The organism is Micromonospora sp. NPDC005299, from assembly GCF_042872345.1.
In the GTDB taxonomy this organism is placed as follows: domain Bacteria; phylum Actinomycetota; class Actinomycetes; order Mycobacteriales; family Micromonosporaceae; genus Micromonospora.
Genome location: NZ_JBIAKG010000013.1, coordinates 12,261 through 37,714, shown reverse-complemented (window position 1 = coordinate 37,714; position 25,454 = coordinate 12,261). Strand labels below are relative to the sequence as shown.

Annotated in this window: 25 protein-coding genes; 10 read left to right on the top strand and 15 right to left on the bottom strand. The window is 72.6% G+C overall.

Going from position 1 to position 25,454, the window contains the following annotated elements; genetic code table 11:
- Positions 1 to 14: 14 nt before the first annotated feature.
- Both ACFYPD_RS28800 and ACFYPD_RS28795 read left to right on the top strand, forming a co-directional pair.
- Entirely contained in the window at positions 15 to 1,022 is a 1,008-nt protein-coding gene (locus ACFYPD_RS28800; protein WP_387120101.1) for a cation diffusion facilitator family transporter, read from the top strand.
- Between the two features lie 59 nt (positions 1,023 to 1,081).
- The gene (locus ACFYPD_RS28795; protein WP_387120099.1) at positions 1,082 to 2,167 is read left to right on the top strand and encodes a DUF3866 family protein; all 1,086 of its coding nucleotides are present in this window, start codon (positions 1,082 to 1,084) and stop codon (positions 2,165 to 2,167) included.
- Positions 2,168 to 2,173: 6 nt separating this feature from the next.
- Here ACFYPD_RS28795 and ACFYPD_RS28790 read toward each other — a convergent pair whose 3' ends face one another.
- The 6 genes from ACFYPD_RS28790 to pafA form a co-directional block, all read right to left on the bottom strand.
- Entirely contained in the window at positions 2,174 to 2,722 is a 549-nt protein-coding gene (locus ACFYPD_RS28790) for a carboxymuconolactone decarboxylase family protein (protein WP_387120500.1), read from the bottom strand.
- Between the two features lie 16 nt (positions 2,723 to 2,738).
- Positions 2,739 to 4,052: an RNA-guided endonuclease TnpB family protein gene (locus tag ACFYPD_RS28785; protein ID WP_387120096.1), complete on the bottom strand. Its 1,314-nt coding sequence runs from the start codon at positions 4,050 to 4,052 to the stop codon at positions 2,739 to 2,741.
- A 95-nt stretch (positions 4,053 to 4,147) separates the two neighbouring features.
- Positions 4,148 to 4,765, bottom strand: coding sequence for an IS607 family transposase (locus ACFYPD_RS28780; RefSeq protein WP_387120093.1), 618 nt, complete (start codon positions 4,763 to 4,765; stop codon positions 4,148 to 4,150).
- A 132-nt stretch (positions 4,766 to 4,897) separates the two neighbouring features.
- On the bottom strand, positions 4,898 to 6,019 hold the full coding sequence (locus ACFYPD_RS28775) for a winged helix DNA-binding domain-containing protein (RefSeq protein WP_387120090.1): 1,122 nt from the start codon (positions 6,017 to 6,019) through the stop codon (positions 4,898 to 4,900).
- A 103-nt stretch (positions 6,020 to 6,122) separates the two neighbouring features.
- Complete coding sequence (locus tag ACFYPD_RS28770) at positions 6,123 to 6,344, bottom strand: hypothetical protein (protein WP_387120087.1); 222 nt, start codon at positions 6,342 to 6,344, stop codon at positions 6,123 to 6,125.
- Between the two features lie 64 nt (positions 6,345 to 6,408).
- Positions 6,409 to 7,767 (bottom strand): Pup--protein ligase, encoded by a 1,359-nt coding sequence (pafA, locus tag ACFYPD_RS28765; RefSeq protein ID WP_151462864.1) that lies wholly within the window; start codon positions 7,765 to 7,767, stop codon positions 6,409 to 6,411.
- A gap of 118 nt (positions 7,768 to 7,885) precedes the next feature.
- On the opposite strand from pafA, the gene rfbB reads away from it, so the two are divergent.
- Positions 7,886 to 8,863 (top strand): dTDP-glucose 4,6-dehydratase, encoded by a 978-nt coding sequence (gene rfbB / locus ACFYPD_RS28760; RefSeq protein ID WP_387120084.1) that lies wholly within the window; start codon positions 7,886 to 7,888, stop codon positions 8,861 to 8,863.
- 35 nt (positions 8,864 to 8,898) lie between these two features.
- On the opposite strand, the gene prcA is transcribed toward rfbB, so the two are convergent.
- The 6 genes from prcA to arc form a co-directional block, all read right to left on the bottom strand.
- Positions 8,899 to 9,735, bottom strand: a complete 837-nt coding sequence (gene prcA / locus ACFYPD_RS28755) for a proteasome subunit alpha (protein ID WP_387120081.1) — start codon at positions 9,733 to 9,735, stop codon at positions 8,899 to 8,901.
- 64 nt (positions 9,736 to 9,799) lie between these two features.
- Positions 9,800 to 10,639, bottom strand: coding sequence for a proteasome subunit beta (gene prcB / locus ACFYPD_RS28750; RefSeq protein ID WP_387120079.1), 840 nt, complete (start codon positions 10,637 to 10,639; stop codon positions 9,800 to 9,802).
- Entirely contained in the window at positions 10,558 to 11,127 is a 570-nt protein-coding gene (locus ACFYPD_RS28745) for an endonuclease VII domain-containing protein (protein WP_387120076.1), read from the bottom strand. The genes prcB and ACFYPD_RS28745 overlap by 82 nt, the downstream gene beginning before the upstream one ends.
- A gap of 104 nt (positions 11,128 to 11,231) precedes the next feature.
- Positions 11,232 to 11,438 carry a ubiquitin-like protein Pup gene (locus ACFYPD_RS28740; protein ID WP_073836803.1) on the bottom strand — a complete coding sequence of 69 codons (207 nt, stop codon included), beginning with the start codon at positions 11,436 to 11,438 and terminating at the stop codon, positions 11,232 to 11,234.
- A gap of 106 nt (positions 11,439 to 11,544) precedes the next feature.
- The gene (dop, locus tag ACFYPD_RS28735) at positions 11,545 to 13,062 is read right to left on the bottom strand and encodes a depupylase/deamidase Dop (RefSeq protein ID WP_387120072.1); all 1,518 of its coding nucleotides are present in this window, start codon (positions 13,060 to 13,062) and stop codon (positions 11,545 to 11,547) included.
- Between the two features lie 170 nt (positions 13,063 to 13,232).
- Positions 13,233 to 15,014: a proteasome ATPase gene (arc, locus tag ACFYPD_RS28730; protein ID WP_387120069.1), complete on the bottom strand. Its 1,782-nt coding sequence runs from the start codon at positions 15,012 to 15,014 to the stop codon at positions 13,233 to 13,235.
- Between the two features lie 177 nt (positions 15,015 to 15,191).
- Between arc and ACFYPD_RS28725 the strand changes: the two genes are divergently transcribed.
- Entirely contained in the window at positions 15,192 to 15,485 is a 294-nt protein-coding gene (locus tag ACFYPD_RS28725) for a ferredoxin (RefSeq protein ID WP_387120066.1), read from the top strand.
- A gap of 50 nt (positions 15,486 to 15,535) precedes the next feature.
- Here ACFYPD_RS28725 and ACFYPD_RS28720 read toward each other — a convergent pair whose 3' ends face one another.
- From ACFYPD_RS28720 to ACFYPD_RS28710, 3 genes are all read right to left on the bottom strand, one after another.
- Positions 15,536 to 16,108 carry a hypothetical protein gene (locus tag ACFYPD_RS28720; protein ID WP_387120063.1) on the bottom strand — a complete coding sequence of 191 codons (573 nt, stop codon included), beginning with the start codon at positions 16,106 to 16,108 and terminating at the stop codon, positions 15,536 to 15,538.
- A gap of 164 nt (positions 16,109 to 16,272) precedes the next feature.
- On the bottom strand, positions 16,273 to 17,229 hold the full coding sequence (locus tag ACFYPD_RS28715; protein ID WP_387120061.1) for a tRNA (adenine-N1)-methyltransferase: 957 nt from the start codon (positions 17,227 to 17,229) through the stop codon (positions 16,273 to 16,275).
- A complete protein-coding gene (locus tag ACFYPD_RS28710; protein WP_387120497.1) occupies positions 17,226 to 18,284 on the bottom strand; it encodes a M50 family metallopeptidase in 1,059 nt (352 codons plus the stop codon). Before ACFYPD_RS28710 ends, ACFYPD_RS28715 begins: the two co-directional genes overlap by 4 nt.
- A gap of 225 nt (positions 18,285 to 18,509) precedes the next feature.
- Between ACFYPD_RS28710 and ACFYPD_RS28705 the strand changes: the two genes are divergently transcribed.
- From ACFYPD_RS28705 to ACFYPD_RS28680, 6 genes are all read left to right on the top strand, one after another.
- A complete protein-coding gene (locus ACFYPD_RS28705; protein ID WP_387120058.1) occupies positions 18,510 to 19,421 on the top strand; it encodes a RecB family exonuclease in 912 nt (303 codons plus the stop codon).
- A gap of 76 nt (positions 19,422 to 19,497) precedes the next feature.
- Positions 19,498 to 20,691, top strand: a complete 1,194-nt coding sequence (locus ACFYPD_RS28700) for a sensor histidine kinase (protein WP_387120055.1) — start codon at positions 19,498 to 19,500, stop codon at positions 20,689 to 20,691.
- Positions 20,692 to 20,719: 28 nt separating this feature from the next.
- A complete protein-coding gene (locus ACFYPD_RS28695; RefSeq protein WP_387120052.1) occupies positions 20,720 to 21,403 on the top strand; it encodes a response regulator in 684 nt (227 codons plus the stop codon).
- 258 nt (positions 21,404 to 21,661) lie between these two features.
- Positions 21,662 to 22,429, top strand: coding sequence for an ABC transporter ATP-binding protein (locus ACFYPD_RS28690; protein ID WP_151462883.1), 768 nt, complete (start codon positions 21,662 to 21,664; stop codon positions 22,427 to 22,429).
- Positions 22,429 to 24,978 carry an ABC transporter permease gene (locus ACFYPD_RS28685; protein WP_387120049.1) on the top strand — a complete coding sequence of 850 codons (2,550 nt, stop codon included), beginning with the start codon at positions 22,429 to 22,431 and terminating at the stop codon, positions 24,976 to 24,978. The genes ACFYPD_RS28690 and ACFYPD_RS28685 overlap by 1 nt, the downstream gene beginning before the upstream one ends.
- A gap of 100 nt (positions 24,979 to 25,078) precedes the next feature.
- Positions 25,079 to 25,453 carry a carboxymuconolactone decarboxylase family protein gene (locus tag ACFYPD_RS28680; RefSeq protein ID WP_387120046.1) on the top strand — a complete coding sequence of 125 codons (375 nt, stop codon included), beginning with the start codon at positions 25,079 to 25,081 and terminating at the stop codon, positions 25,451 to 25,453.
- The last annotated feature ends 1 nt before the right edge of the window (position 25,454 follow it).

Below are 25,454 nucleotides of genomic sequence, written 5' to 3'. Positions count from 1 at the left end.
CATAGGGTGAGCCCATGGCGGAGGCGGGGGTCAAGAGCGAGAGCGTCGGCACGGTCGTGGTGGCCGGCGTGGCGAATCTCGCCATCGCGGTCGCCAAGCTCGTCGCGGGCCTGGTCTCCGGCTCCGCGGCGATGCTCTCCGAGGCCGCCCACTCGGTTGCCGACACCACCACCGAGGTGCTGCTCTACCTGGCGCTGCGCCGCGGGGCACGGCCCGCCGACACCCGGCACCCCTTCGGGTACGGCAAGGAGAGCTACGTCTGGGCGTTCCTCGCCGCGCTGTTCACCTTCGTGGTCGGCGCCGGCTTCGCCATCACCCACGGCGTCACCACGATCCTCGTGCACGAGCACACCGGCAACTACCTGACCTCGTACCTCGTGCTGGCGATCTCCTTCGCCATCGAGTCGGTGTCGCTGGCCCGGGCGGTCCGGCAGGTCCGCAACGAGTCCCGGCGCTGGCGGGCCACCCCGCGCCGCTACCTGCGGCTGACCGCCGACACCACGGTCAAGGCGGTCTTCCTGGAGGACAGCGCCGCCCTGATCGGCCTGCTGCTCGCCGCCGCCGGGCTCACGCTGTCGCACCTGACCGGCGACGAACTCTACGACGGCGTCGCCTCGATCCTCATCGGCGTGCTGCTGCTGGTGGTCGCCGGCATCCTGGCCCGCAGCAACATCTCGCTGCTGGTCGGCCGGGCCGTGTCCGACCGGGTGCACCGGCAGATCGAGCACGAACTGGCCGGGCTGCCCGCGGTGGACCGGATCGACACCCTGATGACCATGTTCCTCGGCCCGGAGGACATCCTGGTCGCCGCCAAGGTCGACTTCCACGACGACGCCACCGGCGCCGACATCGAGGCCGCCGCCGACGAGGCCGAGCGGCGGCTCACCGACCGGTTCCCGGAGATCGGGTACGTCTTCCTCGACCCGACCAGGTCGATGCGCGGCAGCGCCGGGCATCGGGCCCGGACCACCCAGGACGAGGACGAGCGGGCGGTGGACCAGGAGTCGGGCGGGGTGCCCTGACCCGCGGGCGGCCCGACCCGGCCGCCGCCGGTCCCGGCACCGGCCGATAGCGTGCCGGCATGGTGCGATGGCGGTCCGGCACGGTCACGGCGGTACGGCGACGGTGGGCCGGCGCCGCCGAACTCGACGTCGACCTGCCCGACGGCGGCCGGATGCGCGCCCTGGCCTACCCGGCGCTGGTCGGCGACCCGGAGCCCGGCGACCGGGTGCTGCTCAACGCCGGCGCCCTGCTGATGGGCCTCGGCACCGGCGGCTACGCCCTCGTCGTCGCCCTGCCCGACCGGCTCCCCGCCGACCCGCCGCAGGCCGCCGACACCCGCGACGCCGGGCACCTGGTCAAGGCCCGCTACACCCCGCTGCAGCCGATCCTGCTCGGCGTCGACGAGGAGGCCTCTCCGCACCACGCGCGGCTGGCCGCCGCGGAGTCCGTCGACGGGATGCCGGTGGTCACCGCGGACCTGCACTCCGCGCTGCCGGCGATCCTGGCCGGCGTCCACGCCGACGCCCCGGACGCCCGGGTGGCCTACCTGCTCACCGACGGCGGGGCGCTGCCGGCCTGGTTCTCCCGCACCCTCGCCGGGCTCGCCGGGCACCTGGCCGGCACGGTCAGCGTGGGCCAGGCGTTCGGCGGCGACCTGGAGGCGAGCACCCTGCATAGCGGCCTGCTCGCCGCGCGGCACGTGCTGGGCGCCGACGTCACGATCGTCGCCCAGGGGCCCGGCAACCTCGGCACCGGCACCCGCTGGGGCTTCTCCGGGGTGGCCGTCGGCGAGGCGGTCAACGCGGTCGCCACGCTGGGCGGGCGGCCGGTCGGCTCGCTGCGGATCTCCGACGCCGACCCCCGCCCCCGGCACCGCGGCGTCTCCCACCACAGCCTCACCGCGTACGGCCGGGTCGCTCTGGCCGCCGCGGAGCTGGTCGTGCCGGACGGCCTCGACCCGACCCTCGCGGCCGACGTGGGCGCCGCGCTGGCCCCGCTCGCGGCACGGCACCGGATCGTCACCGTGCCCACCGGCGGCCTGGACGCGGCGCTGCGGGCCAGCCCGGTCGGCCTGTCGACGATGGGGCGCGGGCTCGACGGCGACCATGCCTACTTCCTGGCCGCGGCCGCCGCCGGCCGCCACGCGGCCCGCCTGCTCGGCTGAGACGGCTCAGCGCGCCCCGTAGCCGTGCGCGACGATGTGCCCCGCGGCCCGGGTGTAGCCCGCCGGGTCGGCCGGCGCCACCGTGCCCAGGCCGTCGACGTAGCGGTTGTACATGCAGAACGCGGCGGCGATCAGCACGGTGTCGTGAATCTCCAGGTCGGTGGCGCCCTCGGCGCGGGCGGCCTCGACCAGCCCGGTGGTGACCTTCCGGCCGCCGCGCTGCACCGCCCCGGCGATGCGCAGCAGCGCCCGTAGCTTCTCCCCGACCGGCGCTCCGTCCAGGTCCCGGCGGACCTGCTCCACCAGCGGCATCCCGGCCGGCAGCTGGGCGGCGGCGAACGCCGAGTGCGACGAGCAGCAGAACGTGCAGGCGTTCAGGTCGGAGACGTACGCGGCGATGAGTTCCCGCTCCCCCGCCGTCAACGTGGGATGCGGGGCGTGCAGCAACGTGTCGGCGAGGTCGAGCAGTGGCTTGGCGGTCTCCGGGCGGTAGCGGGCCAGCCCGTTGATGCCGGGGTGGGCCTGCTCGTCCAGACCGAGGTCGATGTGTGCGATGACGTCACGCTGCTTCCTACTTGTTGCTCATAGTTGAGCGGTTCGGATGGTTCGCTCTCCGCCCGGTGGTGGCTGGGTTGGAGTCCTGGACCGGCAGTTTGGTCCGGTGGCGATCGGTCCGGTCCTGCAGGATCTGCTTCACCTTGTGGTGTGGGGTGTGCAGGGCGATGTCGGGGTCGCCGGCTCGGTGCAGGATGTTGATCGCGGCGTTCACGTCGGCCTGCCACACCACCCCGCACGGAGTGCAGTGAAACCGGTCCCCGCTGCGTCGGCCGAGCCGGCCGCAGCGGTGACAGGTTTGTGAGGTGTAGGCGGCGTTGACATGTACGAGCGCAGAACCTCTGCGCTCCGACACGCTTTTCAGGGCCTCGGCGGTGACTCCTTTGGTCCACGCGGCGAGACGCCGGTTGATGTTCTTAGGAAGGGTTTTGCGGCCGGTGAAGCGTTTGGTGAGATCCTCGGCGATCACGGTGGCGGCCTTGTCCACGACCTCGTGCACCGCGGTGAAGACCTCCGTACGCACCCGCGCTCGATGTCGGGCGGCCCGCCGGTCCCGCTTGATCGTGCCGAGGTTATTGGCCTTGATCCGGTGCGCTTTCGCGCAGTCGCCACGCAGCGCGGCGTTGTTGGCGATTGAGCGGAGCTTCGCCCGACGCCGGTTTCGTTCCTTCAACCGGTCCGACTCGCTGGACAGCAGCACGCCGAGCTTTAAGCCGTGGGGCTGGCCGTTGGAGTCGGTGAGGGCTTCGGTGTAGCCCTTGTCCACGCCGGTCGTCGCCTCGCCGCATGCTCGCTGCGACGACCGCATCTGCGCCGCGTCGATCTGGTAGTGCACCTCGACGCGGCCGCCGCGCAAGATCAGCCGCAGCGTCCCGGTCGGGGCGACGGTCGTGGACAGCGGGATCCTGACCATCTTGCGGGGCTCGAGACCGGGAATCGCCAGCCACAACCGTCCCCGCCCATCGACGGCGCTGTGGTACCTGTCGGCGCGCACCACGATCTGATCGTGCGTACGGTTGCGGCCCCGCCTCCAATGCTTGCGCATCTGCCGAGACAGGAACGGATCCTCAGCCCACTGGTCGGCCTTCAGCGCGGTGAACATCCGCCTACGCTCAGCCGGGTCGGTGGTGCGTCGGCTGATCGCCCGCCGCACCTGCACCTTGGCCGCCGCCAGGTTCGCCCCGATGTCGGCCATGGCGTCGCGGACGGTTTCCTTCCACGCATTGGCCAACACGGCGAACTGCACATGCGTGCCGTCGGCCAGCCACCGGTCGCGCACCTGCCGGTCCCGCAGGCCGGCCCCGTTGATGGAGCCGTAGCGCTGCCACACCTCGCTGCGCACCCGGCCCGACCTGCGGGCCTGCTCCGCCAGGGCGGCGTACTTACCCGGGTTCAGTCGGGTCGAGTAGGCGATCCGGGTGACCTTCACCGGTCGCCCTCCATGGTCAAGTCCGCCTTCTCTAACTCCTTCTCGTAGCGGCGCAAACCGCCCAGCCGGTCCGAGAAGGTGTGCACGACGGCCAGGAGGTCCTCGACCAACTCCTGCTGCGGGGACAGGGACTCCTGGTTGGCCACGACGATCTCGCAGCCGCCGCGTGCCGCCACGTGCTCCAGCAAGCCGAACCCGAACCGGGTCAACCGGTCCTGGTGCGCCACCACCAGCGTGGCGACCTCACCCCGGTCGACGGCGTCCATCAACGCCAGGAACTTCTCGCGGCGAAGGTCCATCCCGCCGCCGACCTCGCTGATCCACTCGTCCACGGCCAGACCACGAGCGAGGCAGAACTGCTGCATCGCCGCCACCTGCGAGGCCATGTCGGCCTTCTGACCCGGGGACGAGACCCGGCAGTACACCACAACCTTCCGCCGGTCGACGTCGAAGCCCGGCTGCAGCACCCTGCGCACATCCGAATCGTCGAAATACCGCTGCCCAGACGGCAGACGACGGACCGTGATCCGGCCCTCCGCCTCCCACCGGCGCACCGTGCTCACCGAACGGCCCACCCGCTTGGCGAACTCGCCGATCCGATACACACCACCCACGGCAATCCAGTGTGGACAGCTCTAGAAAGGAAAGCAACCACTAGTAGCTGCTCCCTGGTCGTCGGCCGGGGAACCCGGCGGCATGTCTCGGCTTCCCCGCGAGCCATAGACGAGCATGGGGGCGGTGACTCGTCAAGGCCCCGGCTCGGAGACCCGGACCCTCCGGTCCGGCAGCTCCGGAGCGGCGAAGGCGAGCAGCTTTTCCGCCTCTTCGGCCAGCGCGTCCCGGTCCGCCGCGGCGAGCGGGCGGAACGGCCGCACCTCCAGCGTTGCCGCATCTCCCCGCCGCGCGAGCGTCCACGTGCCGGCCACGAACCCGTCCACCAGTACGGTGGCAGCCACCGCCGGGCTGATCACCCGCCGGCGCTCCGCGTCACCGAGCACCCGGGTGCGGTCGGCGTGGGACAGCAGGAGGTTGTCGTACTCCGGGAGCAGCCGCGGCGGGACCGGCGCGTCCGGGTCGGGTCGCTCCGCGTCCGGCAGGTCGAACAGTTCCCGCCCCTGCTCGTCGCGGAACACCCGCAGCTCGCCCCGGAGCGGCTCCACGACCTCGGCCAACCGGGTCAGCCCGGACCAGGCCTGCACGTCCGGCACGCCCGCCGGCGCGAACGCGGCCAGGTAGCGGCGGACCAGGACGAGGGGATCCGCCGCATCCAGCGGCCTGTCGAGCCAGCCCTCGGCCAGCCCGCACGGCCCGTCCACCCGACCGCCCCACGTGCCGGCCGGCGGCAGATGCACCAGCGGCAGCAGGTACTGCACCGAGTGCAGCAGGGCGGAACGGTCCGGGTCCGGCCAGCGCCGCGCCAGCAGCTCCCGAAGTCGGGTGCGGCTCAGCGGCTCCCGCGCCAGCAGTTCCGCGGCGTACGCCACCAGCTCGGCGGGATCGACGCCCCCCGTCGCCCGGCCCATGAACTGCCGTTGCAGGCGCGCCATCAGCGGTTGCAGCAGCGGACGCAGCCACCGGTAGTCGTCGGACGCGATCACGTGCAACGTCCCGCGCAGGGTGGTCGCCCGGACCACCTCGCGTCGCGACAGCAACCCGGTCAGGTCGTCGCGGCGGAACCCGGCGACCCGGGACCACAACCCCACGTAGGGCGCGGTCGGCACCTGGCCCTGCAACCCCACCAGCCGGCGCACTGCGTCCATCGCCGGCACGCGGGCCCGGTCCAACAGAAGCTGCCGGGCAAGGGTGGCCCGGTTCAGCGCCCGGCGGGACAGCAGCGGCACTCCGGCCGACATGCTCCGCCTCGGCACTCGCGACTCCTCCCGCCGGCGGACGGGAGGGCGGGGAACCGGCTCCCGTTCGCGAGGAGGCTAGCGCCCACCCCCGACCGGATCGCCGGCCGTGGCCCCCGGCTCAGCCGGCGAAGAAGATCAACGCCAGCCAGGCGACGACGATCACGACCAGCGCCGCGGCCAGCACCCAGGTCGGCACGGTGAACTCGCCGCGGCGGTTGCGCTCGACCTCGGCGCGGATCTTCTCCCGGCGCCGCTCGACCCAGTTGAGCTTCTCGGTGCCGCGGTCGCGGCCGGCGGACGTGTCGCGGCCCGGGCGGCCGGCAGGTTCGGAAGTGTTCATCGCGACGCCAGCGTACCCGTGGGCCCGGCGGCCGGCGCCCCCGCACCGGCCGCCCACCCGCCGGTCACATGCTCGCGATCAGCCGCTCCACCCGCTCGTCGTACGCCCGGAACGGGTCCTTGCACAGCACCGTGCGCTGCGCCTGGTCGTTCAGCTTCAGGTGCACCCAGTCCACGGTGAAGTCCCGCCGCTTCTCCTGGGCGTGCCGGATGAACTCGCCGCGCAGCCGCGCCCGGGTGGTCTGCGGCGGGGTCTCCTTCGCCTCGAAGATCTCCGGGTCGGTGGCCACCCGGTCCACCTCGCCGCGCCGCTCCAGCAGCCCGTACAGGCCCCGGCCGCGCCGCAGGTCGTGGTAGGCCAGGTCCATCTGCGCCACCCGCGGGTGCGACAGCGGCAGGTCGTGCTTGCGCTGGTAGCGCTCGATCAGCCGCAGCTTCGTCACCCAGTCGATCTCGCGGGCCACCGGGTCCAGGTCGCCGGTCTCCACCGCCCGCAGCACCCGCCCCCACAGCTCGACGACCCGCTTCGCGGTCTGGTCGCCGCCGCGGCGCTCCACGAACTCGGTCGCCTTGGCCAGGTATTCCTGCTGGATGTCCAACGCCGAGACCTCCTTGCCGGAGGCCAGCCGCACCTTGCGCCGGCCGGTGATGTCGTGGGACACCTCGCGGATCGCCCGGATCGGGTTCTCCAGCGTCAGGTCCCGCATCACCACCCCGGCCTCGATCATCCGCAGCACGATGTCGGCCGTGCCGACCTTCAGCAGCGTGGTGACCTCGTTCATGTTCGAGTCGCCGACGATGACGTGCAGCCGCCGGTAGCGCTCGGCGTCGGCGTGCGGCTCGTCCCGCGTGTTGATGATGGGCCGGCTGCGGGTGGTCGCCGAGGAGACGCCCTCCCAGATGTGCTCGGCCCGCTGCGACAGGCAGTAGACCGCGCCGCGCGGCGTCTGCAGCACCTTGCCCGCGCCGCAGATCAACTGCCGGGTGACCAGGAACGGGATCAGCACGTCGGCCAGCCGGCCGAACTCGCCGTGCCGGGACACCAGGTAGTTCTCGTGGCAGCCGTACGAGTTGCCGGCCGAGTCGGTGTTGTTCTTGAACAGGTAGATCTCACCCGCGATGCCCTCGTCGTGCAGCCGCTTCTCGGCGTCGACGAGCAGCCCCTCCAGGATCCGCTCCCCCGCCCGGTCATGGGCCACCAGGTCGGTCACCGAGTCGCACTCCGGCGTCGCGTACTCCGGATGCGAGCCCACGTCCAGGTAGAGGCGGGCTCCGTTGCGCAGGAAGACGTTGCTCGACCGGCCCCACGACACCACCCGCCGGAACAGGTACCGCGCGACCTCGTCGGGGGACAGTCGGCGTTGCCCGCGATAGGTGCAGGTGACGCCGTACTCGGTTTCGAGGCCGAAGATTCGCCGCTCCATGATGTGACATTAGCCGCCCGGGGCCCCAGATGGGCAGCGCTCAACCCAGCGGTCTCATCCGCACCGGGCCGGGCATTCCCCGCGTTCGCACATCCCACCGCCGGGTACGGTCCCTGCCGTGAGAATCCTCGTCACCGGCGGCGCCGGCTTCATCGGCTCGGCGTACGTCCGGCGGCTGCTCACCGGCGCCGAGCCGGACCTCGCCGCCGACGCCGTCACCGTGCTCGACGCCTACACCTACGCCGCCACCGAGGGCGCCCTCGACCCCGTCCGCGCCGACCCGAGGCTGCGGGTCGTCCGCGGCGACATCCGCGACGCCGCCCTGGTCGACGCCACCGTCGCCGGCCACGACGTCGTCGTGCACTTCGCCGCCGAGTCGCACGTGGACCGCTCCATCGCCGCCGCCGCCGACTTCGTCACCACCAACGTGGTCGGCACCCAGACCCTGCTCGACGCCGCCCTGCGCCACGGCGTGCGCCGCTTCGTCCACGTCTCCACCGACGAGGTGTACGGCTCCATCACCACCGGCGCCTGGACCGAACAGGCCCCGCTGGACCCCAGCTCCCCGTACTCGGCCAGCAAGGCCGCCGGGGACCTGCTCGCGCTGGCCTACCACCGCACCCACGGACTCGACGTCGTGGTCACCCGCGGCGCCAACACCTACGGGCCCTACCAGTACCCAGAGAAGATCATCCCGCTGTTCGTCACCAACCTGCTCGACGGGCACGACGTGCCCCTCTACGGCGACGGCGGCAACGTCCGGGACTGGCTGCACGTCGACGACCACTGCCACGGCGTCGCGCTCGCCCAGACCCGCGGGCGGCCCGGCGGCATCTACCACCTGGGCGGCGGCGCCGAACTCACCAACCGGGACCTCACCGGCCGGCTGCTCGCCGCCTGCGGCGCCGGCTGGGAGCGGGTCCGGCCGGTCGCCGACCGCAAGGGCCACGACCGCCGGTACGCCCTGGACTGCGCCACCACCCGGCGCGAACTCGGCTGGACCCCCACGGTCGACCTCGACCACGGGCTGGCCGCCACCGTCGACTGGTACCGGGCCAACCGCGCCTGGTGGACCACGCTGAAGCCGCACCGCTGACGGGGCCGGGCTCGGGGCCCGGCAGCCGGCCGGCGTCACTCCTCGGGCTGCTCCTCCTGCGGCTGGCCCTCCAGGTCCGCCGAGCCCGCCGACGTGGTCGGCTTCTTCGCCTCCGCGGTCGGCACCGTCGGGGTCTTCGCCCGCCCCGCCGCCGGCGCCGCGTCAGCGCTCTCGTCGCCCTCCAGCAGCGCGGTCAACGCGGCGCCGGTGATCCGCCGGAACGTCCGCCCCACCCGGCGCCGGTCCAGGACCGCCACCTCCAGCTGGTTCGCCGCGATCGTGCGGGCCGCCCCGCCCTCGCCGCCGACGCTGCTCAGCGCCTTCATCGCGGCGCGGACCGCCTCCGCCAGCGACATCTCCGGCCGGTGCTCGTTCTTCAGCACCCCGGTGATCGCCTCGGCCTGGCCGCCCATCGCCATCCGGCCCGGCTCGTCGTTGACCGACCCGTCGTAGGTCAGCCGGTAGAGCGCGTCGTCGTCCGGCGTGGCACCCACCTCGGCGACGCAGATCTCCACCTCGAACGGCTTCGACTGCTCCGTGAAGATCGCGCCCAGCGTCTGCGCGAACGCGTTCGCCAGGCCCAGCCCGGTGACGTCCCGCCGGTCGTAGCTCAGGCCGTTCAGGTCGGCCATCCGCACCCCGGCCCGGCGCAGGTTCTCGAACTCGTTGTACCGGCCCACCGCGGCGAAGCCGATGCGGTCGTAGATCTCACTGACCTTGTGCAGGGTGCTGGACAGGTTCTCCGCGACGAAGAGCACCCCGCCCTCGTAGCTCAGGACCACCGCGCTGCGGCCCCGGGCGATGCCCTTGCGGGCCAGCTCGGAGCGGTCGCGCATGATCTGCTCGGGCGAGGCGTAGAACTGCATGGCCACGGCGGCGGTTCTCCTTCGGGCGCTGTACTGCGGGACTGCTGACTCAGGTGCGGTGGGAGCGGGGTCAGCCGCCCGGGTTCTCCATCCGGGCGGACACCACGCCCTCCGCGATCGCCGCCGTCTCGGCGTCGGTGAGCCGGCGGGTGCCCTCGGCGGTCGCGGTCATCACCACCGGGTAGATCCGCCGGGTCAGGTCCGGGCCACCGGTCGCGGTGTCGTCGTCGGCCGCGTCGTAGAGCGCCTCCACGGCCAGCCGCGTCGCGTCGTCGATCGACAGGCCCGCCCGGAACCGCTTCTTCAGTGCGGACTTGGCGAACAAGGAGCCGGAGCCGATCGCGTCGTAGCCGGTCTCCTCGTAGGGACCGCCGGTCACGTCAAAGCTGAAGATCCGCCCGGCCCGGACCGGGTCGGCGGCGGCCAGGTCGAAGCCGGCGAAGAGCGGGATCACGGCGAGGCCCTGCATCGCGGCGCCCAGGTTGCCCCGGATCATGGAGGCCAGCCGGTTGGCCTTGCCGTCGAGCGAGAGCATCGCGCCCTCGATCTTCTCGTAGTGCTCCAGCTCCACCTGGAACAGTCGCATCAGCTCGATGCCGATGCCCGCGGTGCCCGCGATGCCGACCAGCGAGTACGCGTCGGCCGGGTGAACCTTCTCGATGTCGCGCTGGGCGATCAGGTTGCCCATCGTGGCGCGCCGGTCGCCGGCCATCACCACGCCACCGCTGGCCGAGATGGCCACGATGGTCGTCGCGTGCGGCGCCATGTCGGCGGCCATGCCGGGCGGCAGCGGCCGACGGCCGGGCAGCATCTCGGGAGCCACCTTGCTCAGGAACGCTGTGAAGGAGGACGTCCCCGCGTTGGTGAACACATCTGGAAGACGCCCGGATGGATCAAAACCCGCTGCCACGTGGTTCCTCTCAGGTACGTGATCGCCCTGGCCAGACTCTCGGGGCTGTCCTTGAACTGGCCAAGACCACCGTTGCAGTTGAAGCAGAGTATCCCGCGCACCCATCCGGTGCGATGATCGTGGTCCAGGTGTTCCGGGTCGGGTGACCCGCAGATCGCGCACACGCCACCCTGCTCGGCGAGAAGCTCGTCGAACTCCTTCTGCCCGATCCCGTACCGCCGCCGCAGGTGGTACTCACGATTGCCGCCGTAGAGCCGTTGCTTGGTCTCATTGCCGCGAGCGTTGTGGCACGGCTTGCAGTAGCTGTGCCGCCCGCTCCCTCTGGTGGTGCGAGGGAAGTCCTCAACCGGTTTGATCTGCTCACAGTCAGGACACCACTTCAGGCCGTCGGCGACCGGCACGGAGGCCTTCTTCTGCGGCGTGATCCCGCGCTTGCGGCGGCTCGCCTCGGAGCGCGCCGCCGCGCAGGTCTTACAGTAGAACGCCACACCATCCGGACGGCGCCGGTTGCGGTGGAACGCCGATATCGGCAGCGACCGGCCACACTGAGGGCAAAGTTTGTGGGAAGCCTCCGGCGAATCGGACATAAGCCTCACTGGCCCCCTTTCTGCACATACCCCCTCACGAACTCCTCTGCGTTCTCCTCCAGGACGGAGTCGATCTCGTCGAGCAGGTCGTCGACGTCCTCGGTGATCTCGGCGTGCCGCTCGGCAACCTCGGGGTTGGCCTGCGCGGTGACCTCCTCGACCTCCTCGTGGGACTTGCCGGACTGGGTCTGGCCGCCTTCTTGGGTCGCCATGGTGTGCCTCCTGCACGATCGCCTGCGATCAACTTACCTCGCGCGGACGACGAAAAGCCCGTCGCGCGCCGGGTTCCGGCACGGGACGGGCCTTCCGTCATCCGGCTCAGCCGCCGGTCAGCATCTCCAGCAGGTCCTTGGCGGTATCGCAGCGGTCGAAGAGCGACCCGACGTGCTGACGCGTGCCCCGCTCGGGCTCCATCATCGGCACCCGGACCAGCGACTCCCGGCCCACGTCGAAGATCACCGAGTCCCAGCTCGCGGCGACCACCTCGGAGGCGTACTGGGCGAGGCAGCGGCCACGGAAGTAGGCCCGGGTGTCCTCCGGCGGCTCGGTCATCGCCGCGCGGGTCTGCTCGTCGGTCAGCAGGGTCTTCATCGAGCCCCGCTGCACCAGCCGGTGGTAGAGCCCCTTCTCCGGCCGCACGTCCGAGTACTGCAGGTCGACCAGCTGGAGCTTGTGCGAGCCCCAGCCGAGCTTCTCCCGCTCCCGGTAGCCCTCCAGCAGCCGCAGCTTGGCCACCCAGTCCAGCTCGTCGGCGCATTCGAAGGCGTCGCGGCCGAGCCGGTCCAGCACGCTCTCCCACCGGTCGAGGACGTCGGTGGTCTGCGCGTCCGCGTCGGCGCCGTAGCGGTCGTCCACGAAGGACCGGACCCGCTCCAGGTACGCCCACTGCACGTCCAGCGCGGTCAGCTTGCGGCCGTCGCGCATCCGCATGAGGTGCTTGAGCGACGGGTCGTGGCTGACCGCCCGCAGCTCGCTGACCGGGTCGGCGATGCCCAGGTCCGGGCCGAGCGCCTTCTCCTCGATCATGGTGAGGATCAGCGCCGTGGTGCCGACCTTCAGGTAGGTGGAGATCTCCGAGAGGTTGGCGTCGCCGATGATGACGTGCAGCCGGCGGTACTTGTCGGCGTCCGCGTGCGGCTCGTCGCGGGTGTTGATGATCGGCCGCTTGAGGGTGGTCTCCAACCCCACCTCGACCTCGAAGAAGTCGGCGCGCTGGGAGATCTGGAAGCCGCTCTGGCCGCCGTCCTGGCCGATGCCGACCCGGCCGGCGCCGCAGACGATCTGCCGGGTGACGAAGAACGGCGTCAGGTACGCCACGATGTCGGCGAACGGGGTCTGCCGCCGCATCAGGTAGTTCTCGTGGGAGCCGTAGCTGGCGCCCTTGTTGTCGGTGTTGTTCTTGTAGAGGTGGATCGGGTGGGTGCCCGGGATGGTGGCGGCCCGCTTGGACGCCTCGGCCATCACCCGCTCACCGGCCTTGTCCCAGCGCACCACGTCGAGGGGGTTGGTCACCTCGGGCGTGGAGTATTCCGGGTGCGCGTGGTCGACGTAGAGGCGGGCGCCGTTGGTGAGTATGACGTTGGCCAGCCCGAGATCCTCGTCGGCGAGCGCCTCGGCCGGGTCGTAGGCCGCCCCGGAGTAGGTGAAGCCGCGGGCGTCGCGCAGCGGCGACTCCTCCTCGTAGTCCCAGCGGGCCCGGCCGCCCCGGTTGAGTTCCGGCCGCGCCCCGTAGGCGTTGACCACCTGGGAGGAGGTGACCATCGGGTTGGCTCCGGCCTGGCCGGGCACGGAGATGCCGTACTCGACCTCGGTGCCCATGATCCGTCTAACGCTCATCGACCTGCCCGCTCCGCTCGCCCGTCCCGGTCCCCCCGTCACGTCGAGCGTAGTCGCCGTCACGCGGGAAGGGGGCGCGGCGGCCCGGGGCATCCGGTGTGGCGGCGCCCGGCGCGGACGCGCGGAGGCCCGCGGCGCGGTGCGCCGCGGGCCTCCGTCGTGCCGTCGGACTACAGGTACTGGCCGGTGTTGCTGGCGGTCTCGATGGACCGGCCGGCCTCGGCGCCCTTGCCGCCGGAGACGAGCGTGCGGATGTAGACGATCCGCTCGCCCTTCTTGCCGGAGATGCGGGCCCAGTCGTCAGGGTTGGTGGTGTTGGGCAGGTCCTCGTTCTCGCGGAACTCGTCGACGCAGGCGTCGAGGAGGTGCTGGAGCCGGAGACCCTTGCGCCCGGAGGTGAGGAACTCCTTGATGGCCATCTTCTTGCCCCGGTCGACGATGTTCTGGATCATCGCGCCGGAGTTGAAGTCCTTGAAGTAGAGGACTTCCTTGTCGCCGTTGGCGTAGGTGACCTCGAGGAAGCGGTTCTCCTCGGTCTCCGAGTACATCCGCAGCACGACCGCGTCGATCATCGCCGCCACGGTGGCCTGTGGGTCGCCGCCGTGCTCGGCCAGGTCGTCGGCGTGCAGCGGCAGCCCGGAGAGGATGTACTTGGAGAAGATGTCCTTGGCCGCCTCGGCGTCCGGCCGCTCGATCTTGATCTTCACGTCGAGCCGGCCGGGGCGCAGGATCGCCGGGTCGATCATGTCTTCCCGGTTGGAGGCGCCGATGACGATGACGTTCTCCAGGCCCTCCACGCCGTCGATCTCGCTGAGCAGCTGCGGGACGATGGTGTTCTCCACGTCGGAGGAGACACCGGAGCCGCGGGTGCGGAAGACGGAGTCCATCTCGTCGAAGAACACGATCACCGGGGTGCCCTCGCCGGCCTTCTCCCGCGCCCGCTGGAAGATCAGCCGGATGTGCCGCTCGGTCTCGCCGACGTACTTGTTGAGCAGCTCGGGGCCCTTGATGTTGAGGAAGAAGCTGGTGTGCTTCTCCTCGCCCCGCCGCTCGGCGATCTTCTTGGCCAGCGAGTTGGCCACCGCCTTGGCGATCAGCGTCTTGCCGCAGCCGGGCGGCCCGTAGAGCAGGATGCCCTTCGGCGGCCGGAGCTGGTGCTCGCGGAACAGGTCGGCGTGCAGGAAGGGCAGCTCGACCGCGTCGCGGATCTGCTCGATCTGCGAGTGGAGGCCACCGATGTCGGTGTAGCCGACGTCGGGCACCTCCTCCAGGACGAGCTCCTCGACCTCGCTCTTCGGGATCCGCTCGTACGCGTAGGCCGAGCGGGGCTCGATCATGAGCGAGTCGCCGGCCCGGATCGGCGAACCGATCAGGGTCTCGGCGAGGTGCACGATCCGCTCCTCGTCGGAGTGCGAGACCACCAGCGCCCGGTCGCCCGGCGCGCCGTCGGGACCCGCGAGGATCTCCTTGAGCATCACGACCTCGCCGACCCGCTCGTAGCCGAACGCGTCGACGATGTTGAGGGCGTCGTTGAGCAGGACCTCCTGGCCCCGCCGCAGCTCCTCGACCTCGAGCGAGGGCGAGACGGCCACCCGGAGCTTGCGCCCGCCGGTGAAGACGTCCACCGTGCCGTCGTCGTGCTTCGCCAGGAAGACGCCGTAGCCGCTCGGCGGCTGGGCGAGGCGGTCGATCTCCTCCTTGAGCGTCACGATCTGCGCGCGAGCCTCCTTGAGGGTGCTCACGAGCCGTTCGTTGTTCTCGGTCAGCCGCGCCAACTGCGCCTGGGTGGCCGCCAGCCGCTCCTCGAGCTGCCGGACGTGTCGGGGGCTTTCGGTCAACTTGCGCCGCACCAGGGCGAGTTCCTCTTGAAGGAACGCAACCTGCGTGGAGAGATCGTGGGCCTCCTTCTCCCACCGTGCGGCGCGCGAGTCCGCGTCGTCGCTGCGTGCCACGTCCCACCTCCCCGGGGGGCTTGAACGTTCTGACCTAACACTAGCCGCTATGAGCCCGATTCGGTCCTCCGCAACGCGCTCGTCACCGAAGCTTGATCGCCAAGGGCTGGTCGTCGGGCGGGTACGGGCGTTCGGGTACCGTCGGAGCGTGGGACGGGAGAACATGGGGGGTGCTTCGTGACCGACGTCGCGACGGACCAGCTGCAGGTCTGGGTGGATCAGGACCTGTGCACGGGTGACGGGCTGTGCGTGCAGTACGCGCCGGAGGTCTTCGAGTTCGACGTCGACGGCCTCGCGTACGTCAAGGGGTCGGACGGCGAGCTGCGCCAGGCCCCGGGCGCCCGGGTGGACGTGCCGGAGCACCTGCGCCTCGAGGTGATCGACTCCGCGAAGGAGTGCCCGGGCGAGTGCATCCACGTGGTGCGCGCCGGTGACGGCGCGGAGGTGGCCGGCCCGGAGGCCGACGACTGAGCTGACGGACCCGACGGGCCGGGGACGGGGTCCCCGGCCCGCGGTGTCTCTCAGAGCATCGGGCGGCCGACGACCGAGGCGACCAGCCGGGCGAACTCCTCCAGCCGGGCGATCTGCCCGGCGCCGCCGTCGTCGAGGGTCTTGCCGAAGCGCAGCGCGTCGTGCCGGGGCGCGCCGGTCATCTCGTCGCTGGGCGGCGCCTCGTCCAGCGAGCTGAGCAGCAGGTAGACGTCGATGCTGTCGACCCGGACCTCGCCGGTCTCGGCGCGGGTGAGCCGCCGTCGGCAGCCCACCTCGGTGACCGTGGAGACCGGGACCACCCGCAGCGAGGAGGTCATCGAGCCGGGCGGCCCCTCCCCCGGCGGGACGTCCTCGCCGTGCCAGAGCACCAGCCGGCTGCCGTCGCAGACGACGACCTCCTGCCACACCCCGTTGACCTCGTTGACGAAGCGTTCCAGGGTGAAGCCGAGCACGGAGGCGCCGCGCAGCACCCCGCCGAGGGCGTCCAGGGCGATGTCGGGGTCGCGCAGGTAGGCCCGGGCGGCCGACTCCAGGTCGGTGTAGGGCGACCAGTCGGGGAACACGGCGGGCAGGTCGCCGTTGCCGTAGTCCGGGTTGCTCATGCCGCCGCCTCCCGGCCCGTGCGCCGCCGGTCCGGACCGCCGGGGCGGGCGCGGCGCCCGCCGCGTGCCCCGATCCGCTCGCTCATGCCACCGTCTCCACCCGCTCGGTGTCGTCCCCGCCGGGACCCATGATCCGCCCGCTCATACCCGTCCGCGCCGCGGGGTCACGCCCGGTCCGGCTCCTCGCCCTCGGCGGCCGTCCGCCGGGCCGCCTCGGCAGCGCGCAGCGCGTCGCGGCGCTGGGCGTACGCCTCGGCGCCCTTGCTGGGCTTGCGGCGTCGCGGCGGGGCGGTGACCCCGGGGGCGAGCTTGCGCGCGGAGACCAGGAAGGCGGTGTGCGCGATCATGCGGTGGTCGGGCCGGACCGCGAGCCCCTCGGCGTGCCAGTCGCGGACCAGGGACTCCCAGGCGCGCGGCTCGGTCCAGCCGCCCCGCTCGCGCAGCGCCTCCACCAGCTCGGAGAGCTGCGGCGTGGTGGCCACGTAGCCGATCAGCACGCCACCCGGAACGAGGGCCCGCTCGACCATGTCGAGCATCTCCCAGGGGGTGAGCATGTCCAGGATGATGCGGTCGAAGCCGGTCTCGGTGCAGTCGGCGACGTCGCCGACGTGCAGCCGCCACGCGGGGTGCGGGCCGTTGAAGAACGCCTCGACGTTGCGCCGGGCGATCTGGGCGAAGTCGTCGCGCACCTCGAAGGAGTGCAGCTCCCCGTCGGTGCCGACGGCCCGCAGCAGCGAGCAGGAGAGCGCGCCGGAGCCGGCGCCGGCCTCCAGGACCTTCGCGCCGGGGAAGATGTCGCCCATGGCGACGATCTGCGCCGAGTCCTTCGGGTAGATCACCTGGGCGCCGCGCGGCATGGAGAGCACGTAGTCGGACAGGAGCGGCCGCAGGGCCAGGAACGCGGTGCCGCCGCCGGCGGTGGTGACCACGCTGCCGTCGGGCAGGCCGATCAGCGTGTCGTGGCTGAGGATCCCCCGGTGGGTGTGGAACTCCTTGCCGGGCTCCAGCGTCACGGTGTGCATCCGGCCCTTCGGGTCGGTCAGCTGGACCCGGTCGCCGGGGCGGAACGGCCCCCGGTGGACGGGAGGCAGCGCCGGGACGGTGGAGGTATCTGCGGTCACGTGTTCGTCTTCCGTTTGGGTTCGAGGAGCTGGGCGAGATCCGCGATGTGCAGGACGCCGACCACATCTTCGCCTGCCGTCACGACGTACTGTGCGCCCGGGTGGGTCCGCACGGTCTCCAGCACCCGCTCGCCGTCCGCGCCGACCGGCAGCGCGGGCACGCTGTCCAGGCCGCGGGCCACCGCGTCCACCGCGAGCCACGGCCGCCGTTCCGCGGGTACGGCGGCGACGCGGGCCGGGTCGACCAGGGCGACCGGGCGGCCGGCGGAGTCGACCACGGCGAGCGCGGCGTCGGGCGTGGCCCCCTCGGCGCGACGGCGCTGCGCCTCGGCGAGCGGGGTGCCGGTGGGCACCGGCAGCAGCGGGCGGGCCAGCCGGGCCAGGTCGACCAGCGGCAGGCGGCGGCCGATCCGGGCCATCCGGATGGACTGGCCGGCGCCCCGCCAGAGGGTCACCGCGACCAGCAGCATCAACGGCAGGGCGAGCGGGGCGAGCGCCCGGCGCAGGGTGAGCAGCACGACCAGGGCCACGGTGGCGACCGCCACGGCCCGGCCGATCCAGCCGGCCACCTCGGTGCCCCGGTGCCGGTCCCGGGTGACCGCCCAGACCGCGGCGCGCAGCGCCCGGCCCCCGTCCAGGGGCAGCCCGGGCAGGCTGTTGAAGACGGCGACCACGACGTTGCTGACCGCGAGCTGGAAGGCGAGCTGGTGGGCGAGGGTGCCGGCGGGCAGGGCCACGGTGGCGGCGACGGCACCGGCGCCGAGCACCGCCGAGACGGCCGGGCCGGCGAGGGAGACCAGCAGGTCGACCTTGGGGCTGGGGGCGTCCCGGTCCATCTCGGTGTAGCCGCCGAGCAGCTCCAGGGTGATCCCCCGCACACCGATGCCGTAGTGCCGGGCGGTCAGCGCGTGCCCCAGCTCGTGCAGCAGCACCGAGCCGAGCAGGGAGACCACGAAGCCGAGGCCGACCAGGTAGCCGCCCAGGTGGCCGAGGTCGAGCTGGCGGCGGGCCAGCGCGGCGTAGAGCACCGTGACGACCACGGTGAGCAGCAGCATCGAGGCGTCGGCGCGCAGCGGCACCCCGAAGACCCGGCCGAGGGTCAGCCCGGGCCGGCGCGACGGGCGGGACCGCTGCTCCACCGGCCCGATGCTACGTGAGCGCGAGGAGTGAGCCGGTTCTGCGAGCCCCGCAGTCGCGATCGAAGGACGGCACAGCGGCGCCGATCATGCCCCGGTGCGGCGACGGCCGCCCTGTCACACCGGTGCCCTAACCTTCCGGGCATGACGGCGGAACCGGTGATCGACACCCAGCACGATCCGAGCGCGGAGACACCGGCCAGGGTGCGGGCGTCGCTGTCGCCGTCGCGGGCGGCCGACTTCAAGACCTGCCCGCTGCTCTACCGGTTCCGCAGCATCGACCGACTGCCCGAGCGACCCACCGTGGAGCAGGTCCGGGGCACGCTGGTGCACGCCGTGCTGGAGCGGTTGTTCGACCTGCCGGCGGGGGCCCGCACCCCGGAGTCGGCCGGCGACCTGGTCGCCCCGCAGTGGGACCGGCTGGTCACCGAGCAGCCGGAGCTGGCCACGCTGTTCGCCGAGGGCGACGCGGCCGCGGTGGACGGGTTCCTGCGCTCGGCGGCGGCGCTGCTGGAGGGCTACTTCGCGGTGGAGGACCCGCGCCGCCTGGAGCCGGCCGAGCGGGAGGCGCTGATCTCCGCGGTGGTCGACGACGAGCTGCTCATCCGGGGCTACCTCGACCGGCTCGACGTGGCGCCCGACGGCGCGCTGCGGGTGGTCGACTACAAGACCGGCGGCGCCCCGCGGGAGGCGTTCGAGGCGCGGGCGCTGTTCCAGCTGAAGTTCTACGCCCTGGTGCTGTGGCGGACCCGGGGGGTGGTGCCGCGGGTGCTGCGGCTGCTCTACCTCAAGGACGCCGAGGTGTGCGACTACTCCCCCGACGCCGAGGAGCTGCTGCGTTTCGAGCGCACGGTGGTGGCGCTGTGGCAGGCGATCGAGCAGGCCACCGCCCGGCAGGACTTCCGGCCCCGGCCGAGCCGGCTCTGCGACTGGTGCAGCCACCAGGCGCTGTGCCCGAGCTTCGGCGGCACGCCGCCGCCGTTCCCGGTGGCCGGGCCGGCCGACCCGCTGACCGACGCCCGGTCCCGGCCGGCCGCCCCCGGCGCGGACGAGTGAGACTCCTCCTCGCGGAGGAGGCCGGGTTCGGCATCGGCGACGAGGGCCCGCGCCGGGCGGCGGCTAGCGTCGGGGCATGACCAACCGGCTAGGCGCGTGGGCGCGGGACCGGCCGCTGGCCGTGGACGCCGGCACGGCTGTCGCGCTGGCGCTCGTGGACGCGGCGTTCCTGCTGCTGACCCCGCGGGAGCTGCGGCCCGAGCAGCTCTGGGCGGCGCTGGGCTGGAGCGTGCTCTGCGCCGCCCCGGTGGTGATCCGCCGGGTCGCCCCGTGGCCGGCGGTGGGCGCGGCGGTGGCCACGCTGGCCGTGCCGGTGCTGTTCGCGCTGGCGCCCACCACCCAGGGGCTGACCTTTATCGTTCTCACCTACACCATGGCGGCGCACCGGCCGCTGCGCTCGGCCTTCCTGGCCGCGCTGCTGCTCTGGGTGCCGGTGGTGCTGGCGAACGTGGTCGCGCCGCTGGACGGGGTGCTCGACATGGGCCCCGGCGTGCTGGTGCTCAACAACCTGCTCACCGCCTCGGTGGCGTTCGCGGTGGGTCGGGCGGTGCAGGCCCGCCGGCAGTCCACCCGGATGCTGCGGGAGCGGGCCCGGGTCGCCGAGGCCACCCAGCGGTCGCTGACCGAACAGGCGGTCGCCGACGAGCGGCGCCGGATCGCCCGGGAACTGCACGACGTGGTGGCCCACCATGTCAGCGTGATGGGTGTGCTGGCCACCGGGGCGCGCCGGGTGCTGCGCCGGGACCCGGACGCGGCGGACGAGGCGATGGCCACGGTCGAGGAGACCGGCCGGGCCAGCCTGCGGGAGCTGCGCCGGCTGCTGGACGTGCTGCGCACCGACGCCGAACCGGCCGCCGAGCTGACCCCGCAGCCGGGGCTGACCGGCATCGAGGCCCTGATCGAGCAGGTCCGCGACGCCGGGCTGCCGGTCACGCTGCGGGTCGACGGCACGCCCGGGCCGATGGAGGACGGGGTGGCGCTGACCGTCTACCGGATCGTGCAGGAGGCGCTGACCAACGCGCTCAAGCACGCCGGCCGGGCCACCGCGCTGGTCCGGCTCACGGTCACCCCCGGCTTCCTGGCGGTGGAGGTCACCGACACCGGGCGCGGCCCGGCGCCGACGGCCGACCGGATCGGGCACGGTCTGGTCGGCATGCGGGAGCGGGTCGCCCTCTACGGTGGGGTCCTGCGGACCGGCCCGCGGCCGGGCGGCGGCTTCCGGGTGTACGCGCGGATTCCGCTGGAGTCGGCCGGGGCGGTCCCGGCGTGACCGGCACCCGGCCGAACGAGGGAGACCGATGACCGACAGCACCGCCGGCCGACCGGTGCGGATCCTGCTCGCCGACGACCAGCCGCTGCTGCGTACCGGCTTCCGGATGGTGCTGGGCACCGAGGACGACCTGGACATCGTGGCCGAGGCCGGCGACGGGGTGGAGGCGGTGGAGCTGTCTCGGCGGCTGCTGCCGGACGTGGTGCTGATGGACATCCGGATGCCGCGGATGGACGGGGTGGCGGCCACCCGCGCGATCGTGGACGCCCGCCTGCCGGTGCGGGTGCTCATCCTCACCACCTTCGACCTGGACGAGTACGTGGTCGGCGCGCTGCGCGCCGGGGCCAGCGGCTTCCTGGCCAAGGACGTGCCGGCCGAGGACCTGGTGACCGCGATCCGGACGGTGGCGGCCGGGGAGGCGGTGGTGGCGCCGCGGATCCTGCGCCGGCTGCTGGACCGCTTCGCCGACGTGCTGCCCGATCCGGCGGCCACCCCGCCGAAGGCGTTGAATGCGTTGACCGAGCGGGAGCGGGAGGTCCTCGTGCAGGTGGCGCGCGGGTTGTCCAACGCCGAGATCGCCCGGGAGCTGTCGGTGAGCGAGACCACCGTGAAGACCCACGTCGGTCACGTGCTGACCAAACTGGGGCTGCGCGACCGGGTGCAGGCGGTGGTGCTGGCGTACGAGACCGGCCTGGTCCGTCCCGGCGGGTGAGGTGGCACCGGTCACCTACCGTGACCATCGGCGGCGCGGCGGGGTTGACCATGACGCGACGTGAGGTCCTAGCGTCGGCGGCGCCGGCCGGTCAGGGATCACCCTGAGCCGGCCTCGGGGGTGACCCCAACGGAAATTCCGGCGACGGGTCCGCCCGGGGGTGGACGGATCCGCGCCCGGCGGCACCGAGGATGGGAACAGCCGCACCGACCAGCGGGGGCGGTGCGGATCAGCAGGCTGACGGAAGAGGTAGATGACGTGACCGCGACGGTAGGGCAGCAGGCGCAGGCCGCGGCCCGGGCCAGCGACGTGTGGAAGGTGTACGGCAGCGGCGAGGCGCAGGTCATCGCGCTGCGGGGGGTGAGCGCCGAGTTCGAGCGGGGCCGGTTCACCGCGATCATGGGCCCGTCCGGCTCGGGCAAGTCGACGCTGATGCACTGCCTGGCGGGCCTGGACTCGGTGACCCGGGGCACCGTCATGATCGGTGACACCACGGTGACCGGGCTGGGCGACGCCGGCCTGACGAAGCTGCGCCGCGACAAGGTGGGTTTCATCTTCCAGCAGTTCAACCTGCTGCCCACGCTGACCGCTCAGGAGAACATCCTGCTGCCGCTGTCGATCGCCGGCCGCAAGCCCGACCCGGCCTGGTACGACACCGTGATCGACACGGTGGGCCTGCGGGAGCGGCTCGGGCACCGCCCGGCGCAGCTCTCCGGCGGCCAGCAGCAGCGGGTGGCGTGCGCCCGGGCCCTGGTCGCCCGCCCCGAGGTGATCTTCGCCGACGAGCCGACGGGCAACCTGGACTCCCGCTCCGGCGCCGAGGTGCTCAACTTCCTGCGCAACTCGGTCCGCGAGCACGGCCAGACCATCGTCATGGTCACCCACGACCCGACCGCCGCCGCGTACGCCGACCGGGTCGTCTTCCTCGCCGACGGTGAGATCGTCTCCGAACTGATCGAGCCGACCGCCGACACGGTGCTGGACACCATGAAGAAGCTCGACGCGCCGGCCGAGGTGGGCAACTGATGTTCCGGGCCACTCTGAAGAGCCTGCTGGCGCGCAAGCTGCGCCTGCTGTTGTCCGGCCTGGCGGTGGTGCTCGGCGTCATGTTCGTCTCCGGCGCGTTCGTGCTGACCGACACCCTCGGCCGCTCCTTCGACGCGGTCTTCTCCGACGCGTTCTCCGACGTCGACGTCAACGTGGCCGGGAAGCCGAAGGTCGCCCTGTCCGAGGTCGAGGGCGAGCAGGTGGCCGCCCCGGTGCCCGCGTCGGTCGTCGACCGGGTCAAGGCGGTGCCGGGCGTGGCCGACGTCCGGGGCGTGGTCAACGCCGACGGGGCCCGGCTGATCGGCAGCAACGGCAAGGTGGTCACCTCGTTCGGCCCGCCGCAGCTGGGCGAGAACTGGCTCGGCGAGAGCGACCTGGTGAGGCTGCGCGAGGGGCGCGCCCCGCAGGCCGACGACGAGATCGTGGTCAACGTCGCGCTCGCCGACGCCGCCAAGGTCAAGGTCGGTGACCGGGTCGGCGTGCTGACCCTGGCGCCGAAGAAGGAGTTCACCCTGGTCGGTGTCTTCGGCTACAGCGGCGGCCGGGATTCGGTCGGCGGGGTCAACGAGGTGGCGTTCACCACCCCGGTCGCCCAGCAGCTGATGCTCGGCAAGCCGGGCGTGTTCTCCAACGTGACCGCGCAGGCCGCCGGCGGCACCACGCCCGAGGCGCTGCGCGAGCAGGTGGCCCGTTCGCTGGGCGCGGACTACGAGGTGAAGACCGGCAAGCAGCTCGCGGACGACGCGTCCGCCGGCCTGAAGGAGGGCCTGTCCTTCTTCAACAAGATCCTTCTCGGCTTCGCCGCGGTGGCGCTGCTGGTCGGCACCTTCCTGATCCTCAACACCTTCTCGATCATCGTGGCCCAGCGCACCCGCGAGCTGGCGCTCATGCGCGCCATCGGCGCGAGCGGGCGGCAGGTCATCGGCTCGGTGGTGCTGGAGGCCGTGGCGGTCGGCCTGATCGCCTCGGTGCTCGGGCTCGCGGCCGGCATCGGGGTCGGCGCGCTGCTGGCGTACCTGTTCGGCAAGCTCGCCGGCGGGCTCACCCTGGCCGGGCTGGGCGTGCCGCCCGCGGCGGTCATCGGCGCCTTCGCGGTGGGCCTGGTGATCACGGTGGTGGCGGCGCTGCTGCCCGCGCTGCGCGCCTCGCGCATCCCGCCGATCGCCGCCATGCAGGACGTCGCCACGCCGGACCGGCCGCTGACCAAGGTGACCGTCGGCGGTTCCGTGGTCACCGCGATCGGCGCGGGCCTGCTCTTCCTCGGGCTCGGCGGCCACGCCGGCGACAACACCCTCGCCACCATCCTGGGCGGCGTGCTGTTCGCGTTCATCGGCGTGGCGCTGCTGACCCCGCTGATCAGCCGGCCGGTCGTCGCCCTGCTGGGCACGATCTTCGCCTGGTCGGTGCCGGGCAAGCTGGGCAAGCTCAACTCCGGTCGCAACCCCCGCCGCACCGCGATCACGGCCGCCGCGCTGATGGTCGGCATCGCGCTGGTGACCGGGGTGACGGTGATCCTCGACTCGGCCAAGGGCAGCATCAGCGCCCTGGCCGAGGACACCATCAAGGCGGAGCTGGTGATCTCCGGCGCCCAGAGCGGCCCCCGCCCGGCGAGCTTCGACCCGGCGGTGCTGGAGAAGGCCGCCGCCATCCCCGGGGTGCGACTGGTCGACGGCGAGTACGGCGACATGGCCACGATGAACGGTCAGCGGACCTGGGTGGCCGCGTCCAGCGACGTGGCCGCGCTGGAGCGGATCTTCGGGGCGAAGGCGAACGCCGGTGACATCAGCCGGCTGAGCCCGGACCAGATGCTGCTCAGCTCGGACACCGCCAAGTCACGCAACCTGTCGGTCGGCTCGACGGTGAACGTGCAGCTGTCCCGGGGCGAGGCCCGCACCTACACGGTCAGCGGCATCTACGAGAGCTCCCAGCTGACCAACCCGGTGGTGCTGCCGCCGCAGGCGGCCACCGACTTCGCCATCCCGCAGCCCATCCAGGGCTTCGTGCAGCTCGCCCCGGGCACCTCGGTCGCCGCGGTACAGCCGCAGATCGAGCGGCTGCTCGCCGACAGCCCCGAGGTGTCGGTGGCGGACCGGGCCGCGTTCATCAAGCAGCAGACCAGCCAGCTGGACACGCCGCTGCGGATGATCCAGATCCTGCTGGCGCTGGCCATCGTGATCGCGGTGCTGGGAATCATCAACACCCTCGCCCTGTCGGTGCTGGAGCGCACCCGGGAGCTGGGGCTGCTGCGGGCGATCGGCCTGCGCCGGGCACAGACCATGCGGATGATCACCGTGGAGGCGGTGGTGATCTCGATCTTCGGCGCGTTGCTCGGCGTCGTCGTCGGCACCGGCCTCGGCGCGGCCGTGGTCCGGGCGCTCAAGGACGAGGGCATCACCGACCTGGTCCTGCCCTGGAGCCAGATGGTGACCTTCCTGGTCCTGGCGGCGATCATCGGCGTGGTGGCCGCGGTGCTGCCCGCGATCCGCGCCGCGCGGATCAACGTGCTGGGCGCCATCGCCCACGACTGACCGGGCACGCACGACGGCCCCTGCCACCGCGTGTGGCAGGGGCCGTTTCACCGTCGAGGTTCCCCGCCCTCTGCCAGACTCGGGCCACGGGGGTGAGGGTGTGACGGAGGACGCCTACGCGCGGGCGTTGGAGAACGCCGAGGGGCTGCTCGGCCAGCCGCTCACCCTGCCGCTCGGTCCCGGAGAACCCGCCGTCGGCGCGGACTTCCGGCGGCTGGCCACCCTGCACACCTTCGGTGACGTGTGGCCCCGCGAGGGCCTGGACCTGCGCTCCCGCTGCCTGGTGTCGGTGGCGATCGCGGCGGCGTTGGGCACCCACGAGCCGCTGCGCGGACAACTGCGGATCGCCCTGCACTCCGGGGTGACGCGGGAGGAGATCGTCGAGGTGTTCATCCACCTGGCCGCCTACGCCGGCGCCGCGCGGGCGTTCGACAGCTACCAGATCGCCGTGGAGGTGTTCGGCGAGGCCGACTGAC